The 17,029-nt window shown below is 49.8% G+C and carries 12 protein-coding genes; 8 read left to right on the forward strand and 4 right to left on the reverse strand.

Going from position 1 to position 17,029, the window contains the following annotated elements; translation table 11 throughout:
- Positions 1 to 9: 9 nt before the first annotated feature.
- The 5 genes from ACYVK4_RS19605 to ACYVK4_RS19625 all read left to right on the forward strand — a co-directional run bounded on the left by ACYVK4_RS19605 (position 10) and on the right by ACYVK4_RS19625 (position 4,890).
- A complete protein-coding gene (locus tag ACYVK4_RS19605; protein ID WP_461129219.1) occupies positions 10 to 558 on the forward strand; it encodes a pyridoxamine 5'-phosphate oxidase family protein in 549 nt (182 codons plus the stop codon).
- 68 nt (positions 559 to 626) lie between these two features.
- Positions 627 to 1,355 (forward strand): OmpA family protein, encoded by a 729-nt coding sequence (locus tag ACYVK4_RS19610; RefSeq protein ID WP_461129220.1) that lies wholly within the window; start codon positions 627 to 629, stop codon positions 1,353 to 1,355.
- Positions 1,356 to 1,485: 130 nt separating this feature from the next.
- Positions 1,486 to 2,241: an oxygenase MpaB family protein gene (locus tag ACYVK4_RS19615; RefSeq protein WP_461129221.1), complete on the forward strand. Its 756-nt coding sequence runs from the start codon at positions 1,486 to 1,488 to the stop codon at positions 2,239 to 2,241.
- 80 nt (positions 2,242 to 2,321) lie between these two features.
- Positions 2,322 to 3,704 carry an L-serine ammonia-lyase gene (locus ACYVK4_RS19620; RefSeq protein WP_461129222.1) on the forward strand — a complete coding sequence of 461 codons (1,383 nt, stop codon included), beginning with the start codon at positions 2,322 to 2,324 and terminating at the stop codon, positions 3,702 to 3,704.
- Positions 3,705 to 3,822: 118 nt separating this feature from the next.
- A complete protein-coding gene (locus tag ACYVK4_RS19625) occupies positions 3,823 to 4,890 on the forward strand; it encodes an AI-2E family transporter (protein ID WP_461129223.1) in 1,068 nt (355 codons plus the stop codon).
- Between the two features lie 78 nt (positions 4,891 to 4,968).
- Here ACYVK4_RS19625 and ACYVK4_RS19630 read toward each other — a convergent pair whose 3' ends face one another.
- The 3 genes from ACYVK4_RS19630 to ACYVK4_RS19640 all read right to left on the reverse strand — a co-directional run bounded on the left by ACYVK4_RS19630 (position 4,969) and on the right by ACYVK4_RS19640 (position 9,288).
- Positions 4,969 to 6,162 (reverse strand): hypothetical protein, encoded by a 1,194-nt coding sequence (locus tag ACYVK4_RS19630; protein WP_461129224.1) that lies wholly within the window; start codon positions 6,160 to 6,162, stop codon positions 4,969 to 4,971.
- A 139-nt stretch (positions 6,163 to 6,301) separates the two neighbouring features.
- A complete protein-coding gene (locus ACYVK4_RS19635; RefSeq protein WP_461129225.1) occupies positions 6,302 to 8,845 on the reverse strand; it encodes a PspC domain-containing protein in 2,544 nt (847 codons plus the stop codon).
- Positions 8,846 to 8,880: 35 nt separating this feature from the next.
- Positions 8,881 to 9,288 carry a PadR family transcriptional regulator gene (locus ACYVK4_RS19640; protein WP_461129226.1) on the reverse strand — a complete coding sequence of 136 codons (408 nt, stop codon included), beginning with the start codon at positions 9,286 to 9,288 and terminating at the stop codon, positions 8,881 to 8,883.
- A gap of 738 nt (positions 9,289 to 10,026) precedes the next feature.
- Between ACYVK4_RS19640 and ACYVK4_RS19645 the strand changes: the two genes are divergently transcribed.
- On the forward strand, positions 10,027 to 12,171 hold the full coding sequence (locus tag ACYVK4_RS19645; RefSeq protein ID WP_461129227.1) for an ATP-binding protein: 2,145 nt from the start codon (positions 10,027 to 10,029) through the stop codon (positions 12,169 to 12,171).
- A 117-nt stretch (positions 12,172 to 12,288) separates the two neighbouring features.
- Here ACYVK4_RS19645 and treF read toward each other — a convergent pair whose 3' ends face one another.
- Positions 12,289 to 13,896, reverse strand: coding sequence for an alpha,alpha-trehalase TreF (gene treF, locus ACYVK4_RS19650; protein WP_461129228.1), 1,608 nt, complete (start codon positions 13,894 to 13,896; stop codon positions 12,289 to 12,291).
- Positions 13,897 to 14,761: 865 nt separating this feature from the next.
- On the opposite strand from treF, the gene ACYVK4_RS19655 reads away from it, so the two are divergent.
- Together ACYVK4_RS19655 and ACYVK4_RS19660 are read left to right on the forward strand one after the other, a co-directional pair.
- Complete coding sequence (locus ACYVK4_RS19655; protein ID WP_461129229.1) at positions 14,762 to 15,439, forward strand: response regulator transcription factor; 678 nt, start codon at positions 14,762 to 14,764, stop codon at positions 15,437 to 15,439.
- Between the two features lie 125 nt (positions 15,440 to 15,564).
- A complete protein-coding gene (locus ACYVK4_RS19660; protein ID WP_461129230.1) occupies positions 15,565 to 16,941 on the forward strand; it encodes a sensor histidine kinase in 1,377 nt (458 codons plus the stop codon).
- Positions 16,942 to 17,029: the final 88 nt, after the last annotated feature.

Here is a 17,029-nt window from a genome sequence, read left to right on the forward strand (position 1 = left end):
TCCAAACTCATGGGCAAATTTCACGACTCCATCAAACCAGCACATAGAACATTCATACAGGAGCAACATATGTTTTTCGTGAGCACGGCGCCCCTGAGTGCCGACGGTCACATTAACCTGTCGCCCAAAGGGCTTGATTGCTTCCGGGTGTTGGGCGACAACAAAGTGGGGTACATGGATCTGGTTAGCAGCGGGAACGAAACCTCAGCCCATACCCTGGAAAACGGCCGGATTACGTTCATGTTCTGTTCCTTCGAAGGAGCCCCCAACATTTTACGTCTGTACGGAAAAGGGTATACCGTGCTGCCGGGTACCGACGAATGGCATACGTATTCCCCTGAGTTTACGATTTACCCCAGCACACGCCAGTTGATCGTCACTGAGATTGACCTCGTCCAGACCTCCTGTGGCTTCGGTGTTCCTTTATTTGACTATGTGGGCGAACGGGACGTTCATTTTAAGTGGGCCGAGAAAAAGGGACACGATGGATTAGTCGAATATGTGCAGGCAAATAACCTGACCAGTCTGGATGGGCTGCCAACCAATTTGGGGTTATAGCAGGCATAGCCACATATCCGGCATTTTATTTGCAGTAAGGCGTTTGTGTGAGTCATAAACGTACCACAATGCGCGCCGTACTACTATCTCTGTTTTGCCTGCTCTCGCTTTCCTCCCTCTTCGGACAGGCGGTTAAACTTTCCGTCAAAACCCAGAAAACGCTGTTTACCATTTCGGCCGTCGATGATAAAACGTCGGCTGAATTACCAGCGGAGTTCACCATCCAGGCTATACAGGCTAAAAAGAAATTTATCGGTAAAAGTGAATCGGCCAAGCCGTTTTCATTTATTCTGACCCGCACTGATACACTCAATGTCATTGCCAGTGCGCCCGGCTATTACGAGGCTGAAGAATTGATGGTCGTCTCCTGCGATACCTGCACCGATTATGGCTATGTTATCCGGCTTGAGAAAGAGGAAAAGGCCGACAGTGTTTTCCGCAATCTACAGATCAATCAGGCATTCCGGCTGGATAACGTGTACTTTGACCAGAGCAGCTACGTCCTTCGTCCAGAGTCATTTCCTCAACTGAATAAACTGATAAAAACGCTGGTAACTACACCGAAGCTTGTGATCGAAATTGCCGGACATACGGATAACGTGGGCGATAAACGGCTCAATCAGGCCCTTTCTGAGAATCGTGCCAAGATTATAACCAACTACCTTGTCACCAACGGCATTCCCGAAAGTCGACTGCGACACAATGGATACGGAAGCAGCAAACCGGCCGCTCCCAACGACTCAGAAGAGAATAAACGAAAGAACCGACGCGTTGAATTTGTTGTATTAGCTATGTAGGCGGCTGGCGCGGGGTCGACCCCGTGCTTAGCATTCGCTGGCTCTTGAAAAGCCTGGCCGGACTACGTCAGCGAATGCTGACTTATGAACAGGCACGGGGATAACTCCGGGCCAGCGACAACAAATGCCAATGACGTATTTCGTTAAACCGGACTCCATCGTTCGGAAGATATGGGGTGATGCCGATGTAATTCTACTTGTTTTTGCCGGTTCTGCGGCAGAATTTGCCCTGAACCGGGCGGTAGACTGGCTATTTTTTACCGGAAAGCTTCCCGCCGACCCAATCGCCCGTTTGTTTTCAACAGTTCGGTACGCGCAGGAGATCGTCTTCGCGCCGGAGTCGAAAGCCCGTGAGGCCATTGCCCGCATGAGTGCTATTCATAGTGGCGTCGAGAAAAAGAGAGGGTATCAAATACCCGACTGGGCTTATCGGGATGTGCTATACATGCTCATCGACTACTCCATGCGCGCCTTCGAAACACTACACCGTCCTCTAACGAATCCCGAAAAAGAGGAAGTATTCAGTACGTTTCGCGAAGTGGGCGCGGGCATGCACGTGCCGGACTTACCCTGTACTTTAACCGATTGGCAGATCGACCGGGAAGCGCATTTGAATCGAGATCTGGTGCGGAGTGAATACACGGATAAATTATTCCAGCGGTATCGCGAGCAGCTGGGCAGTTGGCGGTATGATCTGCTGCGGCAAGCCCAGGCCGTCCTTGTCCCCAAACAGGTTGTCCAGCATTTGGATTTACCACAAAAACCAGTGTTATCATATTCAATCGGCCTGTATAAAATTCTGAATGGATTAGGCCTCCGGTCGGTTATTCAGCGTATATTGTTACCCACTGCCTACCTCGATCAGATTCGGGAGCTGGACAGATAATGTCCGGATCAAACTCCAGCCTGGTCATGTAGCCAGTTCGATGGCCAGGCTGAAGTTTGGCCTACTCAACCGTCATCAACATGCCTAACTCCCCCATTACAACCTCCGTTTTCGATCTGTTCAAAGTGGGGCCGGGGCCTTCGAGTTCGCACACGATTGGCCCTATGAAGGCGTCCTTCGACTTCCAGCAACGGCTGACCAGGCTACCCCTGGATATTCAGCAACGCGCCGATGCCATTCATGTATTTTTGTATGGGTCACTGAGTGCTACAGGAAAAGGGCACGGTACCGACCGGGCGGTGGTGGCAGGCCTGTTGGGCTGGCAACCCGAATCAACAGATCCCGTGGCCATGCTGAAACTGCTGCGTGACCCGGCTGTTCGCTACCCTGTTTCGCTTGGCAAGAAAACCCTTGAGGTGGGCTCACAACAGATTCATTTCGAGCGAAAACGCTATGATTCGCCCTACGCGAATACGATGGTGCTGAAACTCACATCGGGTGAGGAAGTATTAGCCGAAGAAGAATATTACTCTACTGGAGGTGGGTTCATCATCCGGAAAGGGGAACCGGAAGCAAGCGCCAATGCACGCCATGTACCCTATCCGTACAGCACCATGACGGAACTGAAAACACGTTTAACGGATCACGTCATTTCTCTGGATGAACTTTTGATGGCCAATGAAATGGCGCTGACCGGCCGGAGTCGCGCGGAAGTGAACCAGCGGCTCGACCAATTGCTGGACTTCATGCACAAAGCCGTTCGGCGTGGACTTAAGCACAAAGGCGTGTTGCCCGGCACTATAAAACTGAGTCGAAAAGCGCCGATTCTATTTCAACAGGCAAAGGGCATGAGTCAATCCTCGGATGGTTTTCTCATCTTTCTGAATGCCTATTGCCTGGCAGCTTCGGAAGAAAATGCCGCCGGAGGTATTGTCGTGACGGCCCCCACGTCGGGCGCGTCGGGTGTTATTCCCGGATTAACTTTTCTGGCCAAACATCATTTTCATTACGACAAAGCCACCATGCGGGCGGGTATGCTGGCGGCTGCCGTCATTGGTTTTCTGGTGAAGCACAACGCCAGCATTTCGGGGGCGGAAATGGGCTGTATGGGCGAAATCGGTACTGCCTCGGCTATGGGAGCGGCTTTCCTGACCCGATGTGCCCAGCCTACCGCCGACATTGGCCCCATTGAAGCGGCTGCTGAAATCGGCATTGAGCACCACCTCGGCATGACCTGCGACCCCATTGGCGGTTACGTGCAGATTCCATGCATCGAGCGGAATGCGATGGGCGCAGTTAAAGCCTATAATGCGTATCTACTGGCGACCTCCGGAGCGGCTTTTTTCCAGAAAATATCGCTCGATGCTGTCATCAAAGTCATGAAAGCCACTGGCCGCGATATGTCTACCAAATACAAAGAGACTTCCGAAGCCGGGCTAGCCCTGAGTGCGACAGAATGTTAAAAAGCAACGTTGCATATAGCATCCTGTCGTTCATATGTTAGATACGATTCTAAACATTTATAGGTGTGTGGTGTGTTTTTAGTAAATATCGTTTACAAATACGGCATTACGCTTACTTATGACTAATATTTATACCCCCAAACAGCAACGAGTTCTGCTTATAACGAGCCTGATCATTATTGCAGGCTTCATTATATACGGTTTAAGTGGCTACATATCGGCGTTTCTGGGAGCTGGTATCCTTTATGTTGTTTTCCGTCCCTGGTTCACGGCGCTGGCCATTAAGCGACACTGGAACAAATCGCTGGTAACAACCCTGTTGATCATCTTTTCGATCGTGGTTATCATCATGCCGTTTCTGACGCTTAGCCTGCTGCTCATCGACCGGATTCAGTATTACTCGCAGCATACGGAAGATATTCTGAATCTGGCCAAAAAAGCCGAGGAGCTTACCGGTTATCAGATTACCAGTCAGGAAAATATTCAGAACCTGCTACGCCAGGGCGGCTCTTATGCCAGTCGTTTACTGCCTTCGCTGGCGGGTGGCGCGCTGGATTTTATTGTGATTCTGGGTCTGATGTTCTTTACCATGTACTTCATGTTTGTTCAGCAGGAAAGCTTTCAGGCCGGACTTCAGAAATACCTTCCTTTCAAAAAAGATACCCAGAAAGAACTAGGCGAATCCCTCAAAAATAACGTCAATGCCAACGTAATTGGGCAGGCGCTTGTGAGTTTAGTACAGGGCGTTCTGACAGGTGCCACACTTTGGATCTTTGGGGTTCCCGATGCCCTTTTCTGGGGCACCGTGGCCTTCTTCATGGCGTTCATTCCCGTATTGGGAACCCCCCTCGTCTGGGGACCGGCCGGGCTTATTCAGCTATCGCAGGGGAATACCAGTCAGGGAATTGGTATTCTGGTGGTTGGCGTGGTTGTTATTATTAATATCGATAACCTGCTCCGTATCATGCTGGCCAAACGCATGGGTGATATTCACCCACTGGTTACGCTGGCGGGTATTGTCCTTGGCGTGCCCATCTTTGGTATTCTGGGCCTGGTCGTTGGGCCGTTGCTCCTCTCCTATTTCATCGTGCTGATTCAGGTGTTCGAGCGGCAAAACAAACAACAGGAGAAAGAAGTGGCGATCGCCAAAGAAAAGGTGGAAGCCGAAGCGGAGCGGGAGAAGTGACGAAATTCTGAGTTGAGATAGAAACGCCAAACGTCAAACGCCATGTCGTCAATATATGGCGTTTGACGTTTGGCGTTTCTATCTCAACGGGCGAGACGGATGGGCCGTTGGGAAGATGACCAAGGCATCGTATCCCAAAATCGTTCTTCGCAGGTTAACATCGTTTATCGTAAGGGTTTGCCGTTGTAGGGCTTTACGAATTGGCAATAAGTCAAAAACGACCCAACTGTCTGTTGGTGTTGCCTCAAAGAAAGGTTTGATGAAGGCGAGATCTCCTTTGTAGGGATCAAGCTCATGCGCCGGAAGCCCTTTAAACGGGCTCCCCTGAATACCATTTTTACCAAAAATAGCTATGTGCAAAGAAGTTTTAAATTCGCTTTCGGCCAGATTGGCGAGCAGACTTCCGCAATCGTAGACAGTCAGGTAGCTTTCTCCCCGGGCACAGTGCATGGCCCCCATTTTTACCAGTACTTTCTTATCTTTAATAGCAGATGCGTACACCGACATAAGCTGGTGTTTCATGAGTTGTACCCGCAGGGAGTGACTTCCCGTTTTGTAGATTCGGGCCGATAGTTTTATGGCATCCAGTATCTCCTTTTCATCCGCCGACATAGGCATTTTCGCCAGCGCAGCCAGATCCTGTTCAAAAGCAGCACTTTGCATATACATCGGCTGACTAAGGTCCTCCGTCAATTTTTCAGCTGCCAATCTGGCCCGTTTTGCCATTCCTTCATACTGCTGCCGGACATTGGACCGGGTAGCAGAACGAGCCAACTCGTCAAACAGCAGATAGTCTGACATCAGGGCTACCTGGTCGAGACCAACAAACGTCGTTTGAGAACGTCTGGCTTTCTGAAGCATGTGAAACTCTTCAGCCAGGCTATAAAATGACAGCGCTGGCCCTGCCTTTCTGGCCCATTGCAGGATCGACGCGGTATCGGCCGACGAGAGAGTCTGCTTGAGACGCTCAGCCACGAACGGGTCTACTTCGAGGGCAAAGGTATGGAAGGCTTTTGTGGCAAGAATCTGCTCGGTGAAGAAGGGAATTTCGGCCATAAAATGGTCCTCCCCGATCAACACATACTGATTCTGTTTGACCCCGGCCTGAATCAGGTCCCATCCTTTACCGGTAAAACCCGTATTATCAGCCTTCAGTATATGTGTGTTCTCTTTTATGAGTCGGTTCCATAGGGTATCAGGTTGTTGGGCAAACGTGTCAGAAACGATTAACAGGCAGAAAATTAGGCGTAATGCTTGTGAGATACGGAACATACGATGGAGAAAAATTAGTCAGTTGAGCATCCCTTAGCCTATTAGGCAAAGGGGATAAAAAATGGCTGTTACTCGAAGGCTCATCCAGAAATACCGGACAAACCCAGCGAGTTAACAGCCATTTTGAATGAATAATGATCTACTGCCGCGTTACTTTGCTGGCGCCCGATGTTTGGGAATCCATCTTGTTCACGTGGCCGAAGTTGGCGTGACTGGCACCGCTGGCATCCACTTCAGCCGTGTCGACATCGAGTCCCGTTGCCTCAATTTTACTGGCTCCGGTTAAATCAGCTTCCAGCTGGTTGATGTGGCCGCGCAACACCGCATTCGACGCCCCCGACAACTGGATATTCATCCGGTCGGCTGTTCCGTCAAACACAGTCCGGCAGGCACCGCTCATATCGATTTTCAGGTCTTTGTAGTTGCCAAATCCAGCCAGGCTGGCTTTCGACGCGCCAGACAATGTCAGCTCATCGATGCCCGGAACCGTAATGGTCAAACCGACGCGCTTGCGGTTGCTCCAGTCGAAAAGGCCACCCCGACGGTCAATTTTCACTTCGAGTGTACTGCCGTTCACCCGAACGTCCATGTCGCTCATGTCGTCCTCGCGGCCATCGGCAACGACTTTGTATACCTCGCCTTTCCGGAACCGCACCACGAAGGCACCGGCTACATCGACTTTCGAGAAAGCCGTTACGTTAAACTGGCGGGTGTGGTCGCTAACCCGGTCGAAGTCGTCGCCGAGTTCGCTGGCTACGGCACTCTGCACATCGTCGGTCAGGTCAGTTACGTCGTTGTCTTCGCTGTTGCTGTCCTGATCTTTCTCCCGGGGGAAGTTGATGCAAACGAGGCCTTCGGCTTTCGTAAATTTCCAGATACTTTCTTTCATGCGATCCAGCTCTTTTTCGCCGAACTCATTGCGAATGAAGCGGGCAAAATCGCGGGTCATGCGGAACGGTTTTTCGTAGGGAATCATCAAGTCCATGTCCAGGTCCTGGGCCCGGAAACGGGCGTTGGGGGCCAGTTCAAGGGTTTCGTCGAAGCGAACCGTCGAATCTTTAATCACATAGGCATACTTCACCTGCCGGGCGTTTGTCTGGGCTTCGGCCCGGGTGCGTCCCTGAGCGCGGAAATACTGGATCAGATTGATGGCTGTGCCTTCATACCCTTTTACTTCAATGGATGGACGAAAGCTGTCGTCATTTTCCATATCGTTCATGGCGAAGGTGGGGATAGCGGCCGGAATGTTCAGCACTTTCGTTTCCTCAACGGTTCCCCGTCGCTGAAAACTGGAGATGAGGGGGGTAGCGGTTCCAGCCAGAACGACCAGACTCAACAGCCATACACCCGCCAGCGTCAAGGCCGTGCGGCTGCTCAGTACGCTGCGGGTCGTGATGAGCATGATACCCAGAATGGCCAAACCGAACGACGGAATCAGACCGGACAGGACAGCGGCCAGCACCATGGGCACGGTGATATCTTCCCGAATGAACTGAACCGGCAAATCGCCCAAATGAATACCCGACTCAAGACCAATAGCCGCTCCCAGAAAGGCCAGACAGACAATCATGCCCGCAAAAGCAAGTACCAGCATCAACACCCCGGCAAATACCCGGATCAGGGAAACAACACCGTTTAACAGCGGCCCCAGCGCGCTTCCGAGTCCGCCTATAATGGTGGCAATGGCACGAAAGGGGAATAATAAGACGCGGGTTAAGGTACTCTCCCGGTCCGGCGTTTCATTTATATTGAGATTTTGTTTGATGCTCTGCTCAATGTTCGAGAGTGTGATGGGCTGACCCTGCATCTCCATTTTTTCGGTCAGGGTATTGGCCTGCGGGGCAATCATCCACAGTACGATATAGAGCAGGAAACCAACCCCGAAGAACACGATCCCGAGCACAAACAACAGCCGGATAATCCCCGTGTCGACACCGAAGTAAGCTGCGATTCCGGAGGCAACGCCCCCCAGCACTTTATCCTCGGGGTTACGGAAAAACTTTTTTACCGTTTTGTCGTCTTCAATCGTCATCACCCCCGGCAGGGCAATCCACATGGCGATGTAGATGATAAAGGTAAATCCGCTCAGGCCCCCGAAAAATCCGTCGGGACCATCGGAAGCACCGCTCAGGGCTGGCAAGCCAACGAATAAGGCAACGAAAATCAGGCGAATCCAGACCACGTCCATGTTGAAATAGTGGGCCAGACCGGCACAAACTCCACCCAGCGTTTTCCGACGAAGGTCGCGCACCAGCCGACGGGGGGCCGTATACGGTGTACCGGGTTGTGAGGCATAGGCTCCGGAAGCCGGATTAGGATTGCTTGTTTGCGCAGTTGGTCCTTTACCGGTTGCCCCCTGCCCAATGCCTGTTGCGGAATGACGACCGCCATTGGTTACCAGCACTTCCTCTTCCTCAACGGCTTCAAAGTCAGCAACGGTACCCATAGCGGCTACCAGTTCGTTGACATCTTCCAGCGAAACGACCTGCTTGTCAGCGGCTTTCAGTTTGGCGAGGAGTTTCTCGGCAATCCGGTTTTCAATGTCGGTAACAATTTCCTGACTGTCTTCGTAAGTCGAAAAGTACTGCTGTACCGTAGTCAGGTAATTTTTTAGTTTGTCGTAGCCATCCTCTTCAATATGGAAGATGACGCCACTTATATTTATGCTGATTGTCTTTTTCATTGGAGTCCGACGATTCGGTTTTTGAAGAGAATAGGTTAAGCGTTGGCTGGAGGAATGGTTGGATCAGGCGAGGGCGAGACGGTGACGGCCCCATTCGTGATTTTTTTGTGTAGATCTACTTTCCCGACTATCGCATTAACAGATTCGGCAAGTTCCTGCCAGGTGGCGTTGAGTGCATCCAGTGATGTGCGACCGAGGTCGGTCAGAATGTAATATTTACGTGGCGGCCCGGACGTTGATTCTACCCATTTGTAATCGAGCAGACCGGCATTTTTCAGGCGGGTTAGCAGGGGATAAAGGGTACCCTCTACAACCATGATTCTGGCGGAAGTCAGCTCGTCAAGCATATCGGAGGCATAAATTTCGCCCCGCGATATGATATGCAAAATGCAGAACTCCAGAATTCCCTTCCGCATTTGCACCTGAGCATTTTCTATATTCATTGGTGTAATTGATTTCGTTAATTTCTTAATTCAAAGGTACAATAAGGTACTATGCGATGCAAGGTACCTTTTTATTTTTATTGTATTTTCTGTATCAGTGGTTCAAAAGACGGGATGAGTGGCGTATTACATGCCTAACTATTTCACAAACCAGACGAACCCTGGTCAATACCGGCAACCAATCCTTATTAACTTAACGTGAATAACAGCTGTATCTAGGTTAAATCAGGTCCGCTTTATACGCTTAAAGTAATAATTGTTAACCACAGAGGCACAAAGAGCACAGAGGTTGATTAGGGCACTTTCTTCCCCCATCAACCTCTGTGCTCTTTGTGCCTCTGTGGTTAAAAAAAAGAGCCACTAGCTATACATATAAGCTAAATTTTGATCGAGCCAACCCATTACTCACGTTAACTTAGTGAGGCAGACTTATGGGTGCGTATACGAAGAATACCGCAATTAATGTTACTATTATTTTACATTTATAAATATTAGAGTATTTTTACGCTCGGCTAGTAAACTTTTAACGGATTTTCATGGGTTGTTCAACCGCTAATTAATTACCGTGAGCAGGGTTATTTCCCCTATGTGAGCACTTTCCAAACTGGATTATGGTGTACTATACGTGCCTTCCTCGAAGCAACTATGTATAGGAAGGAAAGCCAATGAATGCACGATTCCGGGTTTTTAATAGATCACAAAGTATAAGCGATTAGCATCAGCTGGATAGCCCAGTGCATGGAGTATATTAATAAGTTGATTCATGGTATGGACACCGTAGCGCATCTTCAACACCAATTATCACTACTTGAGCGTCGACTGGCCCGCGAAAAATCAGCCCGCCTGGAAGCGGAAACCATACTCGAAAAAAAATCACGCCAACTTTTTGATGCCGATCAGCAGTTGCGCCAGCTAAATAACAATCTGGCTCATGAGATCAGCCTTCAGGTAGACCAGCTCAAACAAAGCGAAAGCCGCTACCGGGAACTCATCGACTCGGTCCAGGATATTATTTACAAGATTACCCCACAAGGCTTCTTCACGTTTGTAAACCCCATTGTCGAGCAGTATCTGGGCTTTACTGAACGTGAACTATTAGGCCGCCACTTTCTGGAACTTGTTCATCCCGACGATCGGGACCGGCTTCGGGCGTTTTATCAGGACATGATCCGTGAACAGATTCCCAGCTCCTATCAGGAATTTCTGGTCTGCACGAAGGATGGACGAAATTTATGGATTGGCCAGACGGTTCGCTGGGTCGACTCTGAACATTCAAAAACCGAACTGGTGGGCGTGGCCCGCGACATTACCGAGCGGAAACGAACCGAGCAGGAGCTGGCACGGGCGAAACGGGCGGCTGAGGAGGCTCAACTGACCGAAAAACAATTCCTGGCGAATATGAGCCACGAAATTCGCACTCCTCTTAATGCCATCGTTGGTTTTTCAGACTTGCTGCAAACCACGACATTATTACCCGAACAGAAAGACTATATCACGCATGTTCAGACGGCCGGCCGAAATCTGCTGACCATTGTGAACGATATCCTCGACATCTCGAAAATTGAGGCCGGCATGCTTCAGCTGGAAGAGACTCCGTTCAACCTGATGGCGCTCATCGAGACGATTCAGACCATGCTTAAGCCGGGGGTGATGGACAAACAACTACAGCTGGCCGTAACAATCGACCCCCATTTACCCACTTACGTGATAGGCGATCCTACCCGCTTTAGCCAGATTGTCAGTAACCTACTCAGCAACGCCGTTAAATTCACTCACCAGGGGGGAGTTAGTCTTAAAATCGATCAGCAGAACCAGGACGACGAGACGGTCTGGATTCGCTTAACCATTGAAGATACCGGAATTGGCATAGCACCGGAAGCCCTTCCACACATTTTTGAGCGTTTTCGGCAAGCCAACGAATTTACCACCCGACTTTACGGCGGTACTGGTCTGGGGCTCCCCATTGTTCGCTCACTGACGGAGATGCACGGCGGCCAGGTAACGGTGACCAGTGAGCAGGGCAAAGGCTCCTGTTTTACGGTAACCATTCCCTTCCGACGGGCTCCCGCCGAAATGGCTCCCCATCAGGCGGCTACATTAGCCAACTCACCTCCTCAACCCCGTGCCTACCGGTTGCTGATCGTTGAAGATAATCCGGTGAATCAGAAACTGGCTCAACGGGTGCTCCAACGTCTGGGGTACCAGTCCGATCTGGCTGAAAACGGGCAAGTAGCTTTAGACCGGCTCAAAGAGCGGGATTATGACGTGATCCTAATGGACCTTCAAATGCCCGTTATGGATGGGTATACGACAACCCGGCACATACGCACAGTGCTGGGTAAAACAGTGCCTATTATTGCCATGACGGCCCATGCGTTCGCCAGTGAGCGGGAACAGTGCGTACAGGCGGGTATGAACGACTTTCTGACCAAGCCCTACCGTATTGAGGAACTTCAGCGGGTGATTCAGCAACACTTGCCTTTGGGTGATTTGACGGCGTTGGTAGCACCCCACCCACCGGTAGATGAGCCGGTCCGGTCCGGGTTTAACCTGCCGTCCTTTCTGTCGGATGTGGGTCAGGACCGGGCATTTGCTCAGGAGTTTCTGGCTTTATTTCTTGAACAAACACCTCAGGAAATCGATCAGCTAACAGCGGCTGGTCTGCAAATGGATTGGGTAGCTATGAATAGCTTGCTTCACCGCCAGAAAGGAGTCATTGGTTTTCTAAAGTTAACCGACACTGTCGCTCTTCAGCAGGAGCTGAAACAGACATTGGATCAACCCAAGCCAGGCGAGGCCGTTTCTTATGAGTTATCCCGGTATATCGCTTCCCTGAAAGCAGACTTAACCAACATTGAATCTGCGCTTGCGCAAATCCAGTAGACGCGGGATGCATGCTGATTCGTTTACCATGGCCAACGTTCACCAACATGCCTGTCAACCCTGCTCTTTGGGTTTTAATCTTACATAAAGTGTTTACAGTCGAGGTAAGTAAACAACTCACTTTTCGGTCAATAACCTCAGTAACACACCATTAGTCCAACCGAATCCATCCTGGTTGGGATACTCTCCACCTTTGGCCGCTGCCGTACTGATAACGTCATACTTTTCGACCATTTTACCGGAGGCCCTGTACACGCGCAGGTTTTCGTTTACCCAATTCCTTTTAATTTTTGTGGCGAGTGGAATCTGACCATAATTTCTCAATCCCTGAATGGCCAGAAACTGCAAAGGTGCCCAGCCGTTTGGGGCATCCCACTGCTCGCCGGTAGCGACAAGCGTAGTGGTCAAACCGCCGGGTTTCAGAAATGACTTTTCTAACGTTCGGGCCACCGCAACGGCTTGTGCAGGGGTAGCGATGCGAACGAATAATGGGTACACGGCCGCCAGCGAATATACCGACGAGGTTTTTTTGGCCACGAAATCATAATCAAAAAAGAACTGATTTTTGGCGCTCCAGCAATACTTCTGAATAGCCTCACGCCGTTGTTTCGCAAGATTCTGGTATTTCCTCGCCTGTGTCTCGTCGCCCTTCAGCCGGTAACCGTCAGCCAGCGTTTGCTCCAGCGTAACAAGAAGCGCATTTAAATCGACCGGAATAAAATCGGTTGTATGGATCGTTTGTAAAGTTCTGCCATTGCGAAACCAGCGGCTGCTGAAATCCCATCCCGACTCGGCCCCGGCCCGAATATGCCGATACAACGCCTGCTGATCTTTCGTTTTCCGGGCCAGTTGCACGTCTTCCCGGTATGACTCAGGGCGGGGCGTTTGCTTGTCGTCATAGTACCGGTTCAGATAAATATCGTCGCCCAATCGCACAACACGCCGGTAAGCTGGCTGCTGGGCGGTTAGTTTCTCTTTGCCATCCATCCAGAAGTTATATTCCTGCTGTAGGTCCGGGAGGTAATTGAGCAGCACCCGACGTCCCTGTACTTCACTCAGTAGATTGACCATCAAAGCAAAAAACGGGGGTTGCGACCGACCCAGAAAATACGTTCGATTACCGTTGGGAATAAAGCCAAACGTTCGGATGAGGTATGCGAAGTTATCGATCATGTTCCTGATCAGGGTAGTCTTCCCGGATGCCTTCAGGCCCTGCATGGTAAAATAACTATCCCAATAATAGATTTCGCCAAAACGTCCGCCGGGCACAACATAGGGTTTTGGCAACGAAATCAGCGATCCCGCCAATTGGCCTGCCTTAAGGGAAGGCGAAGCAGGACGGGTAAGCACCGCCCACAAATCATTGATGTGCTCCTGCGCGGGTTGACCCGCTTTACTGGTATAGCCAGACGCAGGTTTAACGGGCAATGTAAAATTCTGTAAAACAAACGCTTTCAGATCGAAGCCCGTACGCTGACGGGCCAATTCATAGTTTTCCAGTATGGTTTCGACGGGAAATCTGGGAGTGCAATCGGCGAATGTTTTTGAGTCGGGGAAGACTGATTTCAGTTGCACATCGTTGAACAACGCCCCAAACTGCTCGTCGGGCCCCGCATGATTGACTGTGGCAGAACGTGGGTTTTCAAGAACTTTCTGGCTCCAGCCGGGAGACAGGAAAAAAAAGAAAAGCAACAGCGTTAGGCTGGACTTTGCGACTCGTTTCATAGTATAATTTTCGACTGCGGAGGTGCTGCATGCACCGCAGGTAGATACATCAATTGAGGTATGTTTGTTAAGGAATGACCTGCCCGGTCGACTTGAGGCCTTCATGCCGGTAACCAAAAGAAACCTTATCTTTTTACGGGAACAGTTTAAAGTCCTATTTGTCTACAATCATTTTTCATTCGACAAAAAATCCTGTTCAGTCGTATGCTAAGCCTCTGCTTATCAGCGAGCAGGCCCTCGTCGGGAAAAGTCTACCAACAGTCAACAGCTTCTAAGGAGATTTTAATATTTACTTAAGGCCCTTCTAAGTTGCTAAATCTTGTTTTGTACCGTACCAACGGCCTATCGACTGAATCTAGTCTTCTCTACATTGAACCAAGCTTTCTCAACCCTCAATCCGACTCTGTTCTCGATGAGTTATCTGCTGGCTCCGCTAGCTTTTTCAATATATTTTGGTGATATAAGTAACGGCGCACCCGCCAATAATGGGGCAGTTGATCGAAGTAGGATGATCGATAATGAAAGTAGGATCCGGGAACATAAAACAGTGAGCCGATCGCCAGGATTATGAGTAGCAGAAGAAACGTCATTAAGTTTTTATGGTTTACCGTATAGTACGGCGTTCAACAGAATAACCGTTGACTGAACCCCGCCAGTGAGAACGCAGGGAACAGATCAACGGCAAGCGACGTACATGTTCATCGCTTTAGGCCGGCAAAGTAGTCCGGGCAGATAAGCCAGACCTTAGAGAGACCTTAGAATCTGATAAGAAGCCTACTCGTACAGCCTTCCTGCACGTCATAAATGGACAGAAAAGTGGGGCCGACAAAACACTAATGGGGTGATTAAAAGACCCTTAGCCGTTATGAAACTGTTAGTTGTTGAAGATGAAATTAAAACGTTGCAGGCCATTCAGCAGGGCCTGGAAGAGAGCCAGTTTGAGGTAGACATTGCCTACGACGGTCTGATTGCGAAACGACTGGCCCTGAAGAATAACTATGCCGCTATCATTACAGACTTGATTTTACCGGGTCTGAACGGGTATGAACTCTGTCGCCAGTTACGGGCAGAGGGGCTCACAACCCCCATTCTTATGCTGACAGCCCTGGGGGAGTCGGACGATAAAATTACGGGATTTGATGCGGGTACGGATCAATACATGACGAAGCCGTTTCAGTTTGCCGAGTTACTGGCACGGGTCCGCTCCCTGACAAAACGGGGCACCCAGGTGTCAATGACCGCCCAGACCCTCCGCTACGCCGGTATCGAGATGAATCTGGATACCAAATCCGTTACCCGCGATGGGCAGTTAATTGAGTTGACCGCCCGTGAATTTGCCCTATTGGAGTTTCTTATGCGGAATCAGGGACGGGTGTTGTCAAAACCTGCCATTGCCGAGCATGTCTGGGACCTGAACTTCGATACCGGCACCAATGTCGTAGAGGTTTACATTAATTACCTCCGAAAGAAGATCGACAAAAACTTCCCCAAAAAACTGATCCACACGCATTTCGGGATGGGGTATATGTTGAAGGAAGAATAGTTTTTTATAGGAGCGAGGAGCGGGGAGTGAGCAGAGAGGAGTTGCTGACGCATGTTAAATCCTGGATGCGTCAGCAACTCTTCCCTGCTCACTCCTAACTTCTAACTCCTCACTTCTTAAAAAAGATGACCATCCGCACCCGCCTTACATTACGATTTACAAGTTTGGTCTCCAGTATATTACTGCTGGCCTTTGTGAGTATCTACGCGTTTTGCTGGTATTTCATCTCATCCGATTTTTATCGGCGGCTCAATCGCAAGGGGAATACAACGGGCGATATGATCATTCGGCATAAACTGGATGCGGACCTTATCAAGCAGTTGAGTCGCATCCGTAAAGACCAGCTTCCCAATCAGAAAATTATTCTTTTTAACGAAAAAGATTCAATCATATTTATCACGAATGAATCTCACCCGTTGGTGATCACGAATGCTATCTTATCCGATATTCGGAAAAGCAAACAAAAAGATTTTCAACAGGATAAATTTTACGTCTCTGGCACCCAGTTTCTAACGGCATCCGGTCAGTATGTGGTTGTGGCCGGTGCTGAGAATATTTACGGAGATGAATTTTTACGACAACTTCTCTGGGCGCTCATCGGACTATTCTGCCTGATTGTTGGCATCACCTCCTTTTCAGGCTGGTTCTTTTCAGGGGATGCATTACGGCCCATGCAGCAGATTGATCAGATCGTCAGTGAGATATTTCCCCGAAACCGGGATGAACGTCTGGTCGTCAACCAAGACAATGACGAGATGAGCCGCCTTTCGGTTACTATTAATCGACTGCTGGATCGGGTCTCAGAGTCTTTTCGCATGCAGCGCATGTTTGTCGCCAATGTATCGCACGAGTTGAAAAACCCGCTCACCCAAATCAGTTCGCAATTGGAAGTTAGCCTCCTGAATCAGCGGGAGCCAGAAGCTTATCGGCAAACGATCCGTTCCGTACTCGACGATGTGAGTGATCTGGCAGCCCTGACACATGAACTGCTGCAACTCTCTCAGGTGAATCAGGACACGGCAGCTGGATTCCTGACCGATAGGGTGCGCATGGACGAAATTGTCTGGGATATCCGCGATGTTGTAACTGCACTTAATCCTCGTTACAAAGTAACGGTAGAACTGGGGAGTTTTCCCGACGATCCCGATCAACTGACGGTACAGGGAAACAAAATTCTCCTGTCCACAGCCTTGAAGAATCTGGCCGAAAATGCCTGTAAATTTTCGGATGATGGCAAAGCGATGATCTTTCTGAATTTCGACGAACAAAAACTGAACATCAGTATCCAGAACACGGGCGAATCCATCCCAACCGACGACCTCCCCTATATTTTCGAGCCTTTTTATCGGAGCCGGCAAACAGCCGACCTGCGGGGCTACGGCGTTGGGTTATCATTGGTGGAGCGAATAATCCGCCTGCATGAAGGGAAGATACGGGTTACATCCACGAATGGCGACCCCACTGTTTTTTACATTGAGTTACCACGCAATAGTCGTTTCTAAGCATTTTCTAAGGAGTTTATCAGCGGATGTTAAGACCTTGAAACCAACTTTGGTTGTCAGAGCAGCAAATCCTACATAAACCCTTATA

It is taken from the genome of Spirosoma aerophilum (assembly GCF_054782495.1).

Bases quoted from the DNA above. Each gene is read 5' to 3' on its own strand.
- treF (WP_461129228.1), bottom strand. From the start codon at position 13,896: ATGAAACGAGTCGCAAAGTCCAGCCTAACGCTGTTGCTTTTCTTTTTT.
- ACYVK4_RS19640 (WP_461129226.1), bottom strand. From the start codon at position 9,288: ATGAATATAGAAAATGCTCAGGTGCAAATGCGGAAGGGAATTCTGGAG.
- ACYVK4_RS19625 (WP_461129223.1), top strand. From the start codon at position 3,823: ATGACTAATATTTATACCCCCAAACAGCAACGAGTTCTGCTTATAACG.
- ACYVK4_RS19645 (WP_461129227.1), top strand. From the start codon at position 10,027: ATGGAGTATATTAATAAGTTGATTCATGGTATGGACACCGTAGCGCAT.
- ACYVK4_RS19620 (WP_461129222.1), top strand. From the start codon at position 2,322: ATGCCTAACTCCCCCATTACAACCTCCGTTTTCGATCTGTTCAAAGTG.
- ACYVK4_RS19660 (WP_461129230.1), top strand. From the start codon at position 15,565: ATGACCATCCGCACCCGCCTTACATTACGATTTACAAGTTTGGTCTCC.
- ACYVK4_RS19655 (WP_461129229.1), top strand. From the start codon at position 14,762: ATGAAACTGTTAGTTGTTGAAGATGAAATTAAAACGTTGCAGGCCATT.
- ACYVK4_RS19610 (WP_461129220.1), top strand. From the start codon at position 627: ATGCGCGCCGTACTACTATCTCTGTTTTGCCTGCTCTCGCTTTCCTCC.
- ACYVK4_RS19605 (WP_461129219.1), top strand. From the start codon at position 10: ATGGGCAAATTTCACGACTCCATCAAACCAGCACATAGAACATTCATA.
- ACYVK4_RS19630 (WP_461129224.1), bottom strand. From the start codon at position 6,162: ATGTTCCGTATCTCACAAGCATTACGCCTAATTTTCTGCCTGTTAATC.
- ACYVK4_RS19615 (WP_461129221.1), top strand. From the start codon at position 1,486: ATGACGTATTTCGTTAAACCGGACTCCATCGTTCGGAAGATATGGGGT.
- ACYVK4_RS19635 (WP_461129225.1), bottom strand. From the start codon at position 8,845: ATGAAAAAGACAATCAGCATAAATATAAGTGGCGTCATCTTCCATATT.